The 15,580-nt window shown below is 72.6% G+C and carries 13 protein-coding genes; 8 read left to right on the top strand and 5 right to left on the bottom strand.

The genetic code is table 11. The annotated features are described in order from the left end of the window. Window positions 1-176: 176 nt before the first annotated feature. Both EMA17_RS14110 and EMA17_RS14105 read right to left on the bottom strand, forming a co-directional pair. Complete coding sequence (locus EMA17_RS14110; RefSeq protein WP_126637337.1) at window positions 177-839, bottom strand: fasciclin domain-containing protein; 663 nt, start codon at window positions 837-839, stop codon at window positions 177-179. A gap of 93 nt (window positions 840-932) precedes the next feature. Further along, window positions 933-2,525: a molybdopterin-dependent oxidoreductase gene (locus EMA17_RS14105; protein WP_126637336.1), complete on the bottom strand. Its 1,593-nt coding sequence runs from the start codon at window positions 2,523-2,525 to the stop codon at window positions 933-935. 256 nt (window positions 2,526-2,781) lie between these two features. On the opposite strand from EMA17_RS14105, the gene sigK reads away from it, so the two are divergent. The 3 genes from sigK (at window position 2,782) to EMA17_RS14090 (ending at window position 4,768) form a co-directional block, all read left to right on the top strand. Beyond that, complete coding sequence (gene sigK, locus EMA17_RS14100; RefSeq protein WP_126637335.1) at window positions 2,782-3,366, top strand: ECF RNA polymerase sigma factor SigK; 585 nt, start codon at window positions 2,782-2,784, stop codon at window positions 3,364-3,366. Next, a complete protein-coding gene (locus EMA17_RS55335; protein ID WP_126637334.1) occupies window positions 3,363-4,115 on the top strand; it encodes an anti-sigma factor in 753 nt (250 codons plus the stop codon). Before sigK ends, EMA17_RS55335 begins: the two co-directional genes overlap by 4 nt. A gap of 122 nt (window positions 4,116-4,237) precedes the next feature. After that, complete coding sequence (locus EMA17_RS14090; RefSeq protein ID WP_126637333.1) at window positions 4,238-4,768, top strand: F0F1 ATP synthase subunit B family protein; 531 nt, start codon at window positions 4,238-4,240, stop codon at window positions 4,766-4,768. Between the two features lie 305 nt (window positions 4,769-5,073). On the opposite strand, the gene recQ is transcribed toward EMA17_RS14090, so the two are convergent. The 3 genes from recQ to EMA17_RS14075 all read right to left on the bottom strand — a co-directional run bounded on the left by recQ (window position 5,074) and on the right by EMA17_RS14075 (window position 10,093). Further along, window positions 5,074-7,158 (bottom strand): DNA helicase RecQ, encoded by a 2,085-nt coding sequence (recQ, locus tag EMA17_RS14085; protein WP_126637332.1) that lies wholly within the window; start codon window positions 7,156-7,158, stop codon window positions 5,074-5,076. A gap of 75 nt (window positions 7,159-7,233) precedes the next feature. Beyond that, window positions 7,234-8,748: an aldehyde dehydrogenase (NADP(+)) gene (locus tag EMA17_RS14080; protein ID WP_126637331.1), complete on the bottom strand. Its 1,515-nt coding sequence runs from the start codon at window positions 8,746-8,748 to the stop codon at window positions 7,234-7,236. Window positions 8,749-9,013: 265 nt separating this feature from the next. Next, window positions 9,014-10,093 carry a LacI family DNA-binding transcriptional regulator gene (locus EMA17_RS14075; protein ID WP_126637330.1) on the bottom strand — a complete coding sequence of 360 codons (1,080 nt, stop codon included), beginning with the start codon at window positions 10,091-10,093 and terminating at the stop codon, window positions 9,014-9,016. Window positions 10,094-10,260: 167 nt separating this feature from the next. Here EMA17_RS14075 and EMA17_RS14070 point away from each other — a divergent pair, with 167 nt between their 5' ends. From EMA17_RS14070 to EMA17_RS14050, 5 genes are read left to right on the top strand one after another with little or no spacing between them, the layout of a single operon-like run. After that, on the top strand, window positions 10,261-11,877 hold the full coding sequence (locus EMA17_RS14070) for an ABC transporter substrate-binding protein (protein WP_126637329.1): 1,617 nt from the start codon (window positions 10,261-10,263) through the stop codon (window positions 11,875-11,877). Further along, on the top strand, window positions 11,877-12,827 hold the full coding sequence (locus EMA17_RS14065; protein WP_126637328.1) for an ABC transporter permease: 951 nt from the start codon (window positions 11,877-11,879) through the stop codon (window positions 12,825-12,827). Before EMA17_RS14070 ends, EMA17_RS14065 begins: the two co-directional genes overlap by 1 nt. Then, entirely contained in the window at window positions 12,824-13,711 is an 888-nt protein-coding gene (locus EMA17_RS14060; protein WP_218042820.1) for an ABC transporter permease, read from the top strand. The genes EMA17_RS14065 and EMA17_RS14060 overlap by 4 nt, the downstream gene beginning before the upstream one ends. Before the next feature lie 7 nt (window positions 13,712-13,718). Beyond that, window positions 13,719-14,684, top strand: a complete 966-nt coding sequence (locus tag EMA17_RS14055) for an ABC transporter ATP-binding protein (RefSeq protein ID WP_126637327.1) — start codon at window positions 13,719-13,721, stop codon at window positions 14,682-14,684. A gap of 53 nt (window positions 14,685-14,737) precedes the next feature. Further along, entirely contained in the window at window positions 14,738-15,568 is an 831-nt protein-coding gene (locus EMA17_RS14050) for an ABC transporter ATP-binding protein (RefSeq protein ID WP_126637588.1), read from the top strand. Window positions 15,569-15,580: the final 12 nt, after the last annotated feature.

The raw sequence follows: 15,580 nt of genomic DNA, 5'->3' as shown, positions 1-15,580 counted from the left end.
GGGCGCGAGGTCGATGTGGCCGACCGATGGGGGCGGTTTCGACCGGCGCGGCGGCCGGCACCCCCGGGCCTGGGAGGGAGAGGCCCGACGGTGTACGGCACCCGGGTGGACGGTCGCGCCCCCACGCACGGGGGCCGACCGTCCACCGGCTCGCCCGGCGCGGGCGCGTGGATCGTTCAGGAGGCCGGCGGCATCAACACCGTGTCCACGAGGTACACGGTCGCGTTCGCGGTCGGCACGTTGCCGCAGACCACCTTCGAGGTGTCGTTGACGGTGTACGCGTCACCCGAGCCCTTGGTGGTCAGCGGCTGCTTCTCCAGCGTCTCGAACGAGCCGCCGGCCAACCGGGCGGGGGCCAGGCGTTGTCCCACCACGTGGTAGGTCAGCACCTTGGTCAGCGCGTCCTTGTCGGCGAGGAGCTTGTCCAGGGTGTCCTTGGGGATCTTCGCGAAGGCGTCGTCGGTCGGCGCGAACACCGTGATGTTCTGCGCGGTGTTGAGCGTGTCCACGAGCCCGGCCGCCTTGACCGCCGCCACCAGTGTGGACAACACGGGGTTGTGCGAGGCGGCGGTGGCGACCGGGTCCTGGGCCATGCCGGTGAAGCTGCCCGCGCCGGTGGCCGGGACCGCGGCACATCCGGCGCCGAAGGGCGCGGCGGCCGAGGTGGTGGTGCCGGGGGCGCCGGCCGGCGCGGAAGGGGCGACGGCCGGCGCGGAGGCCGCCGTCTTCGCGGTGGAGTCGTCCTTCTTGTCGTCGCTGCCGCAGGCGGCCAACGGGAGGGCGAGCGCGGCCACGGTCGCGACCGTGGCGAGGGTGCGGGGGAGACGGATGACGGTCATGGCGAGACTTCCTTCGGATGGCGACCGCGACGGATGCGCCGCGGCGTCGAACGGGTGACGGGAACGGGGGGCCGACAGGCGGCGAGGGGGTGATCAGGCGACGGTGACCACCACCGAATGTCGTCCGGTGGCACCGTCCGGCACCGTGCCGACCCGCTTGTCGGTCTGCACCGCGCCGCCGGCGTCGGTCGCGCGGACCTCGATCCGATGTGAGCCGGTCCGGGTCGGGGTCCACTCCCACACCCACTGCCGCCAGGTGTCGGGTCCGGGGACCTCGGCCGATCGGGCCCGCTGCCACGGCCCGCCGTCCACGCTCACCTCGACCGCTGCCACGCCCCGGTGCTGGGCCCAGGCGACGCCGGCGATCGGTATCGGAACGCCGACCCGGAGGCGGGCGAACGGCTTGGGCGTGTCGATGCGCGACTGGGTCTTGATCGGCGCCTCCCGGGCCCAGGTGCGCTTGACCCAGTAGGCGTCGTAGCCGGCGAACGTGGTCAGTTCGAGGTCGACGAGCCACTTGCACGCGGAGACGTAGCCGTACAGTCCGGGCACCACCATCCGGACCGGGTAGCCGTGTTCGAACGGCAGGGGTTCGCCGTTCATGCCCACCGCGAGCAGCGCGTCGCGCCCGTCCATGGCGACTTCGACCGGGGTGCCGATGGTCATCCCGTCGACGGACCGGGACACCAGTTGATCGGCGGGCCCGCCCCGGCTCGGCGGGCGTACACCGGCCTCGCGCAAGAGGTCGGCGAGGCGTACCCCGAGCCAGCGGGCGGTGCCCGTGTACGGCCCGCCGACCTCGTTCGACACGCAGGTCAGGGTGAGGTCGCGCTCGATCAGCGGGCGGCGCAACAGGTCGTCGTAGGAGTAGCGCAGCGGTGTACGGACACCCTTTCCGTGGATGCGCAGCGACCAGTTCCGCACGTCGACGCGGGGAACCACCAGGGCGGTGTCGACGCGGTAGAAGTCGGCGTTGGGGGTGGTGAAGGCGGACAGTCCGGGCAGGCGCAGGTCGGTGCCCGGGGGGAGAGGTGCGGCCGGTTCCGCCGCGACGGGCAGCCGGATCCGGTTGCGGAAGGCGGCGATCGAGGCCCGTCTGCCGTCGGCGACGATCCGACCGGTGGTGCCGGCCACGGCCGAGCCCACGGCCAATGCGGCGATGGTGGTCAGGAACGCCCGGCGGTCGAACGCGCGATCCTCCGCGCGCACTCGCACCACCGGCTCGGTCGACCACCACAGCGCGGCGGCGCCGAGCACACCACCCAGCAGGGAGGGCACCGCGTCGACGGCGCCGGCGCCGGCGCGATGCGTCGCCGCGTACGCGCCGACCAGGCCGAACGCGACCACTCCGGCCATCGCGGTACGGCGCAGCCGCAGGGACAGGACGCCCAGGCCCATCGCGATCAGGCCCAGGAGCACCAGGATCCCCGTGCGCAACACGAGTTTGTCGTCGGTGCCGAACTGGCGGACCGCCCAGTCCTTGACCTCCGGGGGAGTGCGGTCGATCACCGCTCCCCCGACGGCCGGAAGGGGGCCCGCCTCGGGGCGGAGGAACGCGGCGGCGAACTCGGCGACGGCCAACGCCGCGCCGGCGGACAGCAGTCCGCTCAGCGCGCCTGCTCCGGCCCGGAGCCATCGGCGAGTCTCGTTTGCCTTCACGTCGGGCCATTCGGTGCCGTCGGCCATTCGGATTGGTCGTTCACTCGAATGGGGCGGGGTGGCGTGCCGGTCCGGAAATCGATGGGTGCGAGGACCAATCCGGGCGGTCCGCGGCGCCGAATATGGGTCGGATGGCCATGTGCGGTGATGGGGCCGGGAGCGCTCGGGGCCCGGACGCACGGCGCGGGTGTCCGCCTCGGGGTCGGCGCGAGTGGGAGTGGGACATGGACGATCGGCACGGACACCGCCGCCGGGACGGGCTCGGGCAGGGGGGTGAGGCCGGGTGAGGACCGTCGTACACCTCGCCGCGCCGGGCGAGCACGCCCCCACGCTGGAGGACCGGCTCGCCCGTGTCGCGCAGGGGGACCAGGAGGCGTTCTCGTTCGTCTACGACGCGGTGATCGGCGCGGTGCTGGGCGTCGCCCGGCGGGTGGTCCGCGATCCCGCGCAGTCGGAGGAGGTGGCCCAGGAGGTGCTGCTCGACGTCTGGCGCGGCGCCGCGCGTTTTCGCCCCGACCGGGGCAGCGCGATGACCTGGATCCTGACCATGGCGCACCGTCGCGCCGTCGACCGGGTGCGCTCGGCCCAGGCGGCCACCGATCGGGAGCACCGCACCGCGGTCCGCGAGCACACGCCGGAGTACGACGAGGTGGTCGAGGAGGTCGAGGCGCGGCTGGAACGCGAGCAGGTACGGCGCTGCCTGCGCACCCTCACCGAGGTGCAGCGCCGGTCCGTGACCCTGGCCTACTACCGGGGCTGTACGCACCGCGAGGTGGCCGGCCTGCTCGACGTACCGCTGGGCACGATCAAGACCCGCCTGCGGGACGGTCTGATCCGCCTCCGCGACTGCCTGGGAGTGGGCGCATGACCTCCGCCGACCTGCACACGATGACGGGCGCGTACGCCCTGCACGCCCTCGACGAGGACGAACGGCGGGAGTTCGAAGGCCACTTGGTCGAGTGTCCGGCGTGCGCGCGGGAGGTGCGCGAGTTCCGGGCGACCTCGGCACGACTGGCCGTCGCGGTCGCCGAGTCGCCGGGTCCGGAGCTGAAGCGGCGGGTGATGGACGAGATCGCGACCGTGCGTCAGCTGCCGCCGGAGCTGCCCGATCGGCACTCACCCACCCCGGTGGAGCCGCGGCGGACCCGGCGGGTGGTGGTCCTGGTACTGGCGGCCTGCCTGGCGGCGATCGGCGCGCTGGGCGGGGTGGCGATCGATCGGTACCGGGACGCCCGGGACGCCGAACGGGCCGTGGCCGAGCAGCGGGCGCGGGGCGCGGCGATCGAGGCGGTGATCACCGCGCCGGACGCGGTCGGGGGGTCGGCGCCGGCCAGTGGTGGCGGGACGGTGCGGGTGATCGCCTCGCCCGCGCTGGACCGGGCCGTGGTGCTGACCTCGGGGCTGCCGACGCTGCCGGACGCGCGGGTGTACCAGGGGTGGTACAGCGACAACGGCCGGATGCGGTCGATCGGCCTGATCCGGCCGGGGACGGCGCTGCTGGCGTCGGGGTTGGACCGGGCGTCGGGGGTGGGGGTGACGGTGGAGCCGGCGGGCGGCTCGGCCCGGCCCTCCGGGGCGCCGATCGTGCTGATCGACCTCCCGGCGGGGCGGTCGTGAGCGGTGGATCGGCGGTTCGGGCGGCCTTTCGAGTGCGCAGGGGAGTCGATGTGTCGCGGTGGGTGATCGGCGATGTGGTCGTAACTTGATTTGTGGTCCGTCGTGTTCGAGGATTTCGGACCATGGGACCTCTCAAGCCGGATGTCGGCGAACTGATCTTCGGAGTCATCGTTTTCGGGCTGGTCTTCGCGGTCTTCGCGAAGGTCCTGCTGCCGCGGATCGGGAAGACGCTCGCCGAACGGCACGACGCGCTCGAAGGCGGCTTCGACCGGGCGACCGACATCCAGGCCGAGAGCGAGGCCGCACTGGCCGAGCTGCGGGCGCAGATGGCCGAGACCCGGCGCGAGACCGCGCTGGTTCGGCAGCAGGCGGCCGAGGAGGGGGCCAGGCTGATCGCGGAGGCGCGCGCCGAGGGGCAGCGCATTCGTGAGGAGCTGGTGACCACCGGCCACGAGAAGCTGAACGGCGACGTCACGCTCGCGACCGCGTCGCTGCACGCGGAGCTGGGCCTGATCGCGACCGAGCTGGCGAGCAAGGTGCTCGGCGAGCCGGTCGGCACGCTGGTGGCCGACAGCGACGTGATCGAGCGCTTCATGGCGGAGCTGGCCGAGCTCGACGAGACGCCGGAAGGCGGCGCGGCGGACAAGGGCTGACCGACACGCATTCGAGGCGACCGGTTCCGGGGTGGACTCCCCGGGGCCGGTCGTTCTCGTTTTCGGAGTGGGTGGTCGGGCGGCGGGCGGGTACGGGCGGTGCGCGGTGCGGACGCCGGTGTGGGGTTCTCCGGATGGCGGAGCCTTCGGGCCGGGCCGCGGTGGTTTCCGCGGCCCGGCCCTCGGCGCGGTACGGGGTGATCCTGCGGCCCGGGTCCTTCGGCTCGGTACGGGGTGATCCCGCGGCCCGGGCCCTTCGGCTCGGTACGGGGTGATCCCCGCGGTCCGGTCCTCGGCTCGGTGCGTCAGCCCCGGTAGTCGGGATCCGGGTCGAAGTCCGGGTCGTATTCCGGGGTGGGTTCGAAGTCCGGCTCGTAGTCGGGCGGGTAGTCGGCCTGATAGTCCGGCTGGTAGTCCGGGAGGGGCTCGCGGATGAGTTCGGGCACGGGCTCGCGGGTGAGCTCGGCCGCGGGCCGCGTCGGCTTCGTCGGTTGTGCGGGCGGGGTGGCCGCCGCCGGGGCCGCGCCGGTCGGGGCCGAGCCGGCCAGCGTGTCCAGGATCGGCTGCCCGTACTTGGCCAGCTTGTTCTCGCCGATCCCGCTGATCGTGCCCAACTCGGCGAGCGTGGTCGGCAGGGCCGTCGCGATCTCGCGCAGCGTCGCGTCGTGGAAGATCACGTAGGCCGGGACGCCCTGCTCCTTCGCGGTCGCCCCGCGCCACGCCCGCAGCGCCTCGAAGATCGGCGCGGCCGCCGCCGGCATCTCGACCGGCGCCGCCTTGCCCTTGCCGGTCTTGGCCGCCTTCGCGGTCTTCGCCGCGCGCGCCGGCCGCTCGGGCTCGCGCCGCAACATCACCTCGCGCTTGCGGCCCAGCACCTCGTCGCTGCCCTCGGTGAGCACCAGCGCGTTGTACGACGGCTCCACCGCGATCAGCTTCATCGCCAGCAACTGCCGCACCACGCTCATCCATTCGGTCCGGCTCAGCTCGGTACCGATGCCGAACACGCGGAGCGTGTCGTGGTCGAACTGGATCACCTTGGCGGTCTTCGCGCCGAGCAGGATGTCGACGATCTGGCCCGCGCCGAACTTCTGCCCGCGCCGCTCGTTCTTGAGCCGCCACACCGTCGACAACACCTTCTGCGCCGCGATCGTGCCGTCCCACGCGGCGGGCGGGGACAGGCAGGTGTCGCAGTTGCCGCACGCGGTGCTCTGCTGGCCGAAGTAGGCGAGCAGGCGCACCCGGCGGCACTCGACCGTCTCGCACAGCGCCAACATCGCGTCCAGGTGGGTGCCGAGTCGGCGGCGGTGGGCCGCGTCGCCCTCCGAGCCGTCGATCATCTTGCGCTGCTGTACGACGTCCTGCAGGCCGTAGGCCAGCCACGCGGTGGACGGCAGCCCGTCGCGCCCCGCGCGGCCGGTCTCCTGGTAGTAGCCCTCGACCGACTTGGGCAGGTCCAGGTGCGCGACGAAGCGCACGTCGGGCTTGTCGATACCCATGCCGAAGGCGATGGTCGCCACCATCACCATGCCGTCCTCGCGCAGGAACCGGGCCTGGTTGGCGGCGCGCACGCGCGAGTCCAGGCCCGCGTGGTACGGCAGCGCGTCGACGCCGTTGTCGACCAGGAACGCGGCGGTCTTCTCCACCGAGGCCCGGGACAGGCAGTAGACGATGCCCGCGTCGCCCGCGTGTTCGGCCCGGAGCAGGTCGAGCAGCTGCTTCTGCGGCTTGTCCTTGTGGGCGATCCGGTACTGGATGTTGGGTCGGTCGAAGCTGGCCACGAAGTGCCGGGCCTGCCCCAGGTTCAGCCGGGAGGCGATCTCGGCGTGGGTGGCCTCGGTCGCCGTCGCGGTGAGCGCCACGCGCGGCACGTCGGGCCAGCGCTCGTGCAACTGGGACAGGGTGAGGTAGTCGGGCCGGAAGTCGTGGCCCCACTGCGCCACGCAGTGTGCCTCGTCGATCGCGAACAGCGAGACGATGCCCCGGTCCAGGAGCCGCAGGGTGGCGTCGACCCTCAGCCGCTCGGGCGCCAGGTAGAGCAGGTCGAGCTCGCCGGCCAGGAACTCCGCCTCGACCATGCGCCGCTCGTCGGGGTTCTGCGTCGAGTTGAGGAATCCGGCCCGCACGCCGAGCGCGGTCAGCGCGTCGACCTGGTCCTGCATGAGCGCGATCAGCGGGGAGATCACCACCCCGACGCCTTTGCGGACCAGCGCGGGGATCTGGTAGCAGAGCGACTTGCCGCCACCGGTGGGCATGAGTACGAGGGCGTCGCCGCCGCCGATCACATGCTCGATGATCTCCTGCTGGCTGCCGCGAAACGAGTCGTAGCCGAAGACGCGATGCAGAACCTGCAGCGCTTCGCTGATCTGGGGACCGTCGTCGAGCGCTGTCATCCGAGCAGTCTAAGAGCTTGTGGCGACAGCCGAGTGCGGTCTGTGGACAAGTGGGCGGCTCGGGCCGCCGACGGGTCAGGGCTGGATTTCGCGGGGTACGCCCAGCGGGTTGGCGTCGCGCAGTTCCGGGGGCAGGAGGGCGTCGGGCCAGTCCTGGTAGGCGGTCGGGACGAGCCAGCGCCGCAGCGCGGCGCCGCCGACGGAGGTGTGGCCGGGGGCGGTGGTGGCGGGCCAGGGGCCGCCGTGGTGCATGGCCCAGCACACCGCGACGCCCGTGGGCCAGCCGTTGTGGACGAGCCGGCCGACGCGCGGGCGCAGTACGGCGGCGACCCGGGCGGCGAGGGGGTGGTCGGCCTCGACGGCGTGCACCGAGCCGGTGAGGCTGCCCGGGAGTACGGCGAGGGCGGTGAGGAGGCGGTCCGGATCGGGATAGGTGACGACCAGGCCGGCCGGGCCGAAGGTCTCCTCGGTCAGCTCGGCGGCGTGCGCGACGAACTCGGCGAGGCCGGTGCGCCGGACCACGGGGGCGACCGCCCAGGCGCCTTCGCCGGCGGTACCCCTGGCCGGCTCGGGCCCGGCGTACGCCGCCGTGCTCCGCTCGTACGCGTCCCGGATGCGCTCGGACAACATCGGGCCGCCGGTCGTGGTGCGGGTGTGCGCGGCGATGGCGTCGGGGAGGCCGCCGGCCTCGGGGACGAACAGCAGGCCGGGATTGGTACAGAACTGCCCGGTGCCCAGGGTGAGCGAGCCGAGGTAGCCCCGGGCCAGCTCGTCGGCCCGCTCGGCCGCCGCGCCCGGCAGCACCACGACCGGGTTGACGCTGCCGAGTTCGCCGAAGAACGGGATCGGGTCGGGCCGGCCGGCGGCCAGGTCGAACAGGGCCCGGCCGCCCGCGAGCGAGCCGGTGAAGCCGACGGCCGCGATGCCCGGATGGGTGACCAGCGGGGCGCCGGAGGCGGGGCCGACGACCAGGCCGAGCAGGTCCTCGGCGGCGCCGGCGGCGGTCAGCGCGGCGCGGACCACCCGGGCCACCGCGATCGAGGTCGCCGGGTGCGCCTCGTGCACCTTGACCACGACCGGACACCCCGCCGCCCACGCGGACGCGGTGTCGCCGCCGACCACGGAGAACGCGAACGGGAAGTTGCTCGCGGCGAACACCGCGACCACGCCGATCGGATGCAGCATGCGGCGCACGTCCGGCCGGCCGAGCGCCGGATCGGCCGGGCTGAGCACCGCGCCCACGTGCGCGCCGGCCCGGAGCAGCCCCGCGAACATGCGCAGTTGGCCCGACGTACGCCCGACCTCCCCGGCCAATCGGACCACACCCAGCGCGGTCTCCCCGTCGGCGATCGCCACCAACTCGTCCCGCGCGGCGTCCAGCGCGTCGGCGACCGCCGCCAACACCGAGGCCCGCTCACCCCCGTCGCGGGCGGCCCACCCGGGCAACACCTCCCGAGCCGCCGCGACGACCCGGTCGACCTCGGCCTCGGAACTCACCGGCACGGGATCACCGATGGGCCTGCCCGTGCGGGGGCTGAAGCCCCGCACCGCGGTCGGCTCGCCGGCGGAGGTCTCGGCGGACTCGATCATGGTGTGTTCCTCCGGAGTCGGATTCGTGGGTCGTCGGACGGGATTCGGTGGGCCGCCGACGACATGGATCGTTGCCGTCGGATGCACCGCGGCAGGTGGAACCGATCGAGATCGACCTCGCGACGTTGCCGCGATGATCCCGGGCGCCGGGATCCGGTCGTCGGGGCCGAGGCACGTCGCGGCTCGGGTACGGGTTTCGCGATCGCCGGGCGGTTCGATGTGGCCGGTCGCCGTCGCTCCGGCGTGCGTACCGCTCGTGGCATCGTCACCCCGTTCGCGGCGGTCCGGACGCTTCGGCCCCACCACCCCTTCGTGACGTCCCCCGCACCTCCAATCGTGTCTCGACGAGTCGACCGGTCGGGGTCCGGTCGCCGCTCTCCAGCGCGTTGATCAGCAACTCCATGCCCACGGTGGCGATTTCGCTCGGGCGCAGGCTCAGGGTGGTGATCGGTGGATCGGTTCGGCCGGCCATGGGGTCGTCGCTGACACAGGCGAGCAGCAGATCCTCCGGGACGCGCAGGCCGTGTGCCCGGATGGCGTCCAGGATCGACAGCGGGCTGTCCTCGATCAGGATGAAGAGCGCGTCGGGCCGGTCGGGCGACGCCAGCAAGAGGTCGATCGCCGCCCGGGTGGCCTGCGTGCTCGGATGCGGGGCCAGACCGACCAGCGGGGGGAATCCCCGTTCCCGGCACCACGCCTGATAGGCCGTCAGTCCCGCCTCGTAGAACAGTGAGGTGGAGTGCGCGCCGACCAGCCCGATCCGCCGGGCACCGCCCGCCTCCAGGTGGTCGAGGACGCCGCGGATCGCGGTCTCGTGGTCGACGTCCACCCAGTGCGCGCCGGGCCGACCCTCGACCCGCCGGTCCGAGACGACCGGGATCCGGGCCGCGAGAAAGTCCTCGACCAGCGGGTCGCCGACCAGCGGGTCGGCCATCACCGCCGCGTCCAGGGGCAGGTCCGCCCATTCGTCCCGGGCCGAGTGGGTGGGCAGCAGCACCAGCGCGTATCCGTGCGCGAGCGCGGCCTGCGCGCTGGCACTGGTGAGTTGGGCGAAGTACGGCGACTCCATGTACGACCAGGGTGTGTCCACGTATTCGCGGACCGCGTACCCGATCAAGCGGGCGTGCCCCGCGCGCAACAGCCGCGCGCTCGCGTTGGGGCGGTAGCCGAGCCGCCGCGCGGTCTCCCGGGCGTGCAGGCGGACCGCGTCGGACAGTCGACCGGTGCCGTTCAGGGCGGCCGAGACGGTGGTCTTGGACAGCCCCGCCTCGCGGGCGACGTCGACGAGACGGACCCGGGGTACGGGCGCGGGTCGTTTGCCGCCGCCTCGCGGTGAAGTGGTCATGTCGCCACATGCTGCCGGCCGGACAGCCCCGCGTCACGCCCGCCCACCCCGCTGCGACCTCCAGAAAACCGTTCCCGCAAACCCTTGTGCGGGAACGTTCCCGCATCAATACTCCAGACGACCCCAGCGTCCCCGCTACCCCCTGGAAGAGGTGGGTTCCCTTGCGCATGCTCCGATCCGTCGCGGCGGTTGCCGTCATGGCCGCCGCCGTGGCCGGGTGCTCCGGTGGTTCCAACGACTCGGCCAAGCCGGCCGGCGGGTTCAAGATCAGCCCGGACACCCCCGCGGCCAAGGGCAACGTCCCCTCGGTCACCTGGTCGCTGTACGCCGAGCCGCAGACGCTCGACTACCTCTACGCCTGGGACTTCCCGATCAACACCGTGCTCGCCAACGTCTGCGAGCAGTTCCTGCGCACCACGCCGGACATGAAGATCGAGCCGGGACTGGCCGCCTCGTACACCAACCCGGACCCCCTCACCTGGGTCTACGAACTGCGGCCCGGGGTCACCTTCCACGACGGCACGCCGATGACCTCCGCCGACGCGGTGGCCAGCCTCAAGCGGCACATGGACCCCGAACTCGCCTCCGCCTGGGGTACCGCGTTCCGCAACGTCGCCTCGATCGACGCCACCGGCCCGCTCCAGGTGACGATCAGGCTGAACAAGCCGGACGCGCTGCTCAATTCGCTGCTCGCCGCCTCGCCCGGCACGGTCGAGAGCGCCGCCTCGATCGCCAAGGCCGGGAAGGACTACGGCAATCCGCAGGGCGGGGTGAACTGCACCGGTCCCTACTCGCTGGACAAGTGGACCGCCGGCGACTCGATCGTGCTCGCGAAGAACCCGAACTACTGGGACCCGAAACTGGCCCCGAAGAACGACCGGTTCAAGTTCGTCTTCATCCAGGACCCGGCCGCGCGCGTGAACGCGCTGCTGTCCGGCTCGGTCGACGGCGGCTACACGGTGCCGTCCAACGCCTACGGCCGGCTGCTGAACTCCCCCCAGGGCAAGCTGTACTTCGGCCCGGGCACCGGCGCCTACCTGCTCGGCGTCACGAACATGCAGGGTCCGATGGGCGACCCGAGGACGCGGCAGGCACTGTCCATGGCGATCGACCGGCCCGGCCTGATCAAGGCCGCGGCCGGCGGCTACGCCACCGACGCCAAGAGCCTGCTCCCGATCACCGCCTGGGGCCTGGCCCCCGACCGCGCACAGGGCTACTACGCCACGCTGCCGCCGATCGGGCAGGACCTCGCCGCGGCCCGGAAACTGGTCACCGAGTCGGGCGCCGCGAACAGGAAGATCGTGCTGGCCACCAGCGTGCTCGCCCCGGAGATCTCCGTCTCGTCCACGGCGATCCAGGCCGCGGGCAAGTCGATCGGCCTGGACATCGAACTCAAGACGGTCACCCCCGACGCCTACACCGCGTTGTTCACCGATCCCGAGGCGCGCAAGGGCATCGACCTGGTGGTGACCAACGGATACACCAACACCCCGGACCCGCTGGAGTTCTACGAGTCGTTCGTCACCGGGGCGTTCGCCAACTACGGCAACTACTCCAACCCCGAGTACGACAAGCTCTACGACCAGGCGGCGGCCACCGCCGACGCCGGGGCCCGCTCGGACCTGACCGCCAAGCTCCAGGAGATCGCGGCGCGCGACCTGGTCTCGATCCCGCTCTTCGAGCAGCCGTCCAACCTCTTCATGAACAAGCGGATCACCGGCGCCACGGTCAGCAGCGCCGCGCTCTACTGGCCGTGGGCCGCGACCGTCGGAGCCGCGGGCTGATGGCGCGCTACTTCCTGGCCCGTTTCCTCGGGTTGGCGATGGTGCTGCTCGCGACCTCGTTCCTGGTCTTCAGCGCGATCCACCTCGCCCCCGGGGATCCGGTGACCTTCCTGCTCAAGGGCCACCCGGCGACGCCGGAGGCCAAGGCGGCCGTGCGCGCCCAGTACCACCTGGACGACCCGTTCCTGTCCCAGTACGCGCAGTGGCTCGGCGACGTGTGCGCCGGCGACTTCGGCCGCTCGGTGCAGTTCCGCCAGGACGTCGGCGCGTTGATCGCGTCCCGGCTGCCCACCACGCTGTTCCTGATCGGCTACGCCGCGCTGCTCATCGTGCTCGCCGGCGTGCTGCTTGGCATCGTGGCCGCGCTGCGCCCGGGCTTCGTGGACAGGTTCGTACTGATCGGCACCGGAGTGGCCACGGCGACACCCTCGTTCGTCGCCTCCATCGGCCTGGTCTCGGTCTTCTCGGTCAAGCTCGGCTGGTTCCCCACCTTCGGCGGCGGCCAGGGCTTCGCGGGCCGCGTCGAGCATCTGACCCTGCCCGCGGTGGCGCTCGCGTTCACCCTGTCCGGGCTGCTGGCCCGGGTGACACGATCGTCGATGCTGGACGAACTGGCCCGCGAACACGTCGAGGTGGCCCGCGCCCGCGGTGTCGCGGAGACCGACGTGGTGCGCCGACACGTGCTGCGCAACGCGCTCGGTCCGATCGTCACGGTCGTCGGCACCATGATCGCGGGCCTGTTGGTGACCACGTCGATCGTGGAGACGGCGTTCTCCGTGCCGGGTGTGGGCGGGCTGTTGGTGTCGTCCGTGAACGTCAAGGACTTCCCGGTGGTACAGGCCGTCACGCTGCTCACCGTGGCCGCGTTCGTGCTGGTCAACCTCGTGGTGGACCTGCTGCAGCCGCTGGTGGACCCGCGGCTTTCGCCAACCGGGCGAGGTGCCTCGTGAGTACGCTCCGGATCGACCGCGAGGCCGCCGACGGCGCGATCGTCCGGCGGCCCGGCTTCGGCCTGTTGCGCGCGCTGCGGCAGGGCCCGCTGTTCGCCGGCGCGGCCGCGGTCCTCGTACTGCTCGTGCTGATCGCGGTGTTCGCCCCGCTGATCGCGCCGTACGACCCCGACGCCGTGGACCTGACCGCCACGCTCGCCGGCTCGTCGTCCGAGCACCTGCTCGGCGCCGACCAGTCCGGCCGGGACATCCTGTCCCGCGTCATCCACGGTGCCCGCACCGGCCTGCTCGGTCCGCTGCTCGTGGTGGGCATCTCCACGTTCCTGGGCATCGCGATCGGCGTCGCCGCCGCGTGGCGCGGCGGGTGGATCGACGCGATGTTGTCCCGCTCGATGGACCTGATCTTCGCGTTCCCGGGCATGCTCGTGGCCATCCTGTTCGTCGCCGTCTTCGGCTCCGGACTGACCGCTCCGGTGATCGCGATGAGCGTCGCCTACACGCCGTACGTCGGCCGCCTGGTGCGCTCGATCGCCGGCCAGGAGAAGGCGCGGCCGTACATCGAGTCCTACCGCGTCCAGGGCTGGTCGGGCTGGACCATCTGTGTGCGGCACCTGATCCCCAACATCACCCCGACCGTGCTGGCCCAGTCGGCGATCAACTTCGGCTACGCGCTGATGGACCTGGCCGCGCTGTCCTACCTCGGCTTCGGCGTGCAACCACCCGACTCCGACTGGGGATCGATGATCAACGAGGGCCAGGCCGCACTCCTCCAGGACGCCATGCTGCCCTCGTTCGCGCCGGGCCTGTGCATCGTCGTCGCGGTCGTGGCATTCGGCATCGTCGGCGAGGGCATCGCCGACCGAGTCGCGAAGCGGGAGCGCTGATCCGGCCATGGCATTTCTGGAAATCGACGAGCTGACCGTGCGGTTGCCCCAGGGGCGGGCCGCCCGGCCGATCCTGGACGGCGTCTCGCTGCGGGTGGGCGAGGGCGAAAGTGTCGGCCTGGTCGGGGAGTCCGGCTCGGGCAAGTCGGTCGCGTGCCGCTCGGTGCTCGGGCTGCTGCCCGAGGGAGCCGCGGTGAGCGGTGCGGTGCGGGTGGGCGGGCGCGACGTACTGGGCATGCGCCGCGCCGAGTTGCGCTCGCTCCGGGCGCGCGAGGTGGCGATGGTCTTCCAGGACCCGAGGGCGTCGGTCAACCCGATGCGCCGCGTCGGCGACTTCCTCACCGAGGGGCTGCGCGCGGCCGGGACCGCTCCGGCGGTCGCCGCGCGACGGGCGGTCGAACTGCTCGAAGCGGTGGGCATTCGCGACCCCGAGGGCGCCATGCGTCGCTATCCGCACCACTTCTCCGGCGGCATGCTCCAGCGGGTGGTGATCGCCGCCGCGCTCGCCGGGGAGCCGTCGTTGTTGCTGGCGGACGAGCCCACCACCGCGCTCGACGTGACCACGCAGGCCGAGGTGATCGCGATCCTGACCCGGCTCCAGGCGGAGCGCGGGACCGGCATGTTGTTCGTGACGCACGACCTGGAGCTGGCCGCGGCGGTGTGCGACCGGGTCTACGTGATGTACGCGGGGCGGATCGTCGAGACGCAGACCGCGGCGGGGTTGTTCGCCCGACCGAGGCATCCGTACACCGCCGGACTGCTCGCGTCCACGCCGCGCCTGGACCCGGACGCCGGGCCGCCGAAGCCGATTCCGGGACGACCGGTGTCGTTGGCCGAGGCGCCGACCGGGTGCGCGTTCGCGGCGCGCTGTGCGCAGGTACGGCCGGAGTGCCTGGTCGAGCCGCCCGCGCTGGTGCGGGCCGACGACGCGTACGCGGCTTGTTTTCGGGTCGACGAGGGGATTGTGACGTGACCGGCTCGGTGACCCGGACGTCCGGGACGACTGGGGACAAGGGCGCCGACGCGGTGGACGCCACCCTCGAAGTCGTCGACCTGTGCAAGGCGTTCGGCGGACATCGGGCCGTGGACGGCGTCTCGTTCACGCTTGCGCCCGGCGGCTCGCTGGGCATCGTCGGCGAGTCCGGATGCGGCAAGACCACGACGGCGCGGATGCTCGTGGGGCTCGTCTCGCCCGACTCGGGCAGCATCCGCGTCGGGGGTCGGGAACGGTCGGCGCCTACCCGCAATCGGGCCGAACGCCTCGCCCGCGCGCGGGAGATGCAGATGGTGTTCCAGGACCCCTACCTGTCCCTGGATCCGCGCGTCGTGGTGCGCGAGTGCGTCGAGGAGGTGCTGCGCCTGCACTTCGACCTGACCCGGGAGCAACGGACCGCGCGTGTCGTCGAGTTGCTGGACCAGGTGGGGCTGGGCGAGCGCGAGGCGAGTGCGCTGCCGAAGGCCCTGTCGGGTGGACAGCGCCAACGGGTGGCGATCGCACGAGCGCTGGCCGCCGAGCCGAAGGTGCTGATCCTGGACGAGGCGGTCGCCGCGCTGGACGTGTCCATCCAGGCGCAGATCCTCGACCTCCTGGCCGGGATCCGGCGCGACGCGGGAGTCGGCTTCCTGTTCGTCAGCCACGACCTCGCGGTCGTTCGGCACATCACGGAGGACGTGGTGGTGCTGCGCGGCGGGCGGGTCGTGGAGGCCGGACCGACGGTGGATGTGCTGACGGAACCGCGGCACACCTATACGCGGCTGCTGCTGGATTCGGTGCCGCGGGTGGGGTGGGATCCGGCGCGGATCGCGGCGGATCGGCGGGCGCTGGAGCGGGAAGCGGGGGGCTCGTCGGGGGACTGATTCCCGTTCGAC

Source organism: Embleya hyalina (assembly GCF_003967355.1).
GTDB lineage: Bacteria > Actinomycetota > Actinomycetes > Streptomycetales > Streptomycetaceae > Embleya > Embleya hyalina.
This window is presented reverse-complemented; position numbering and strand designations above follow the sequence as displayed.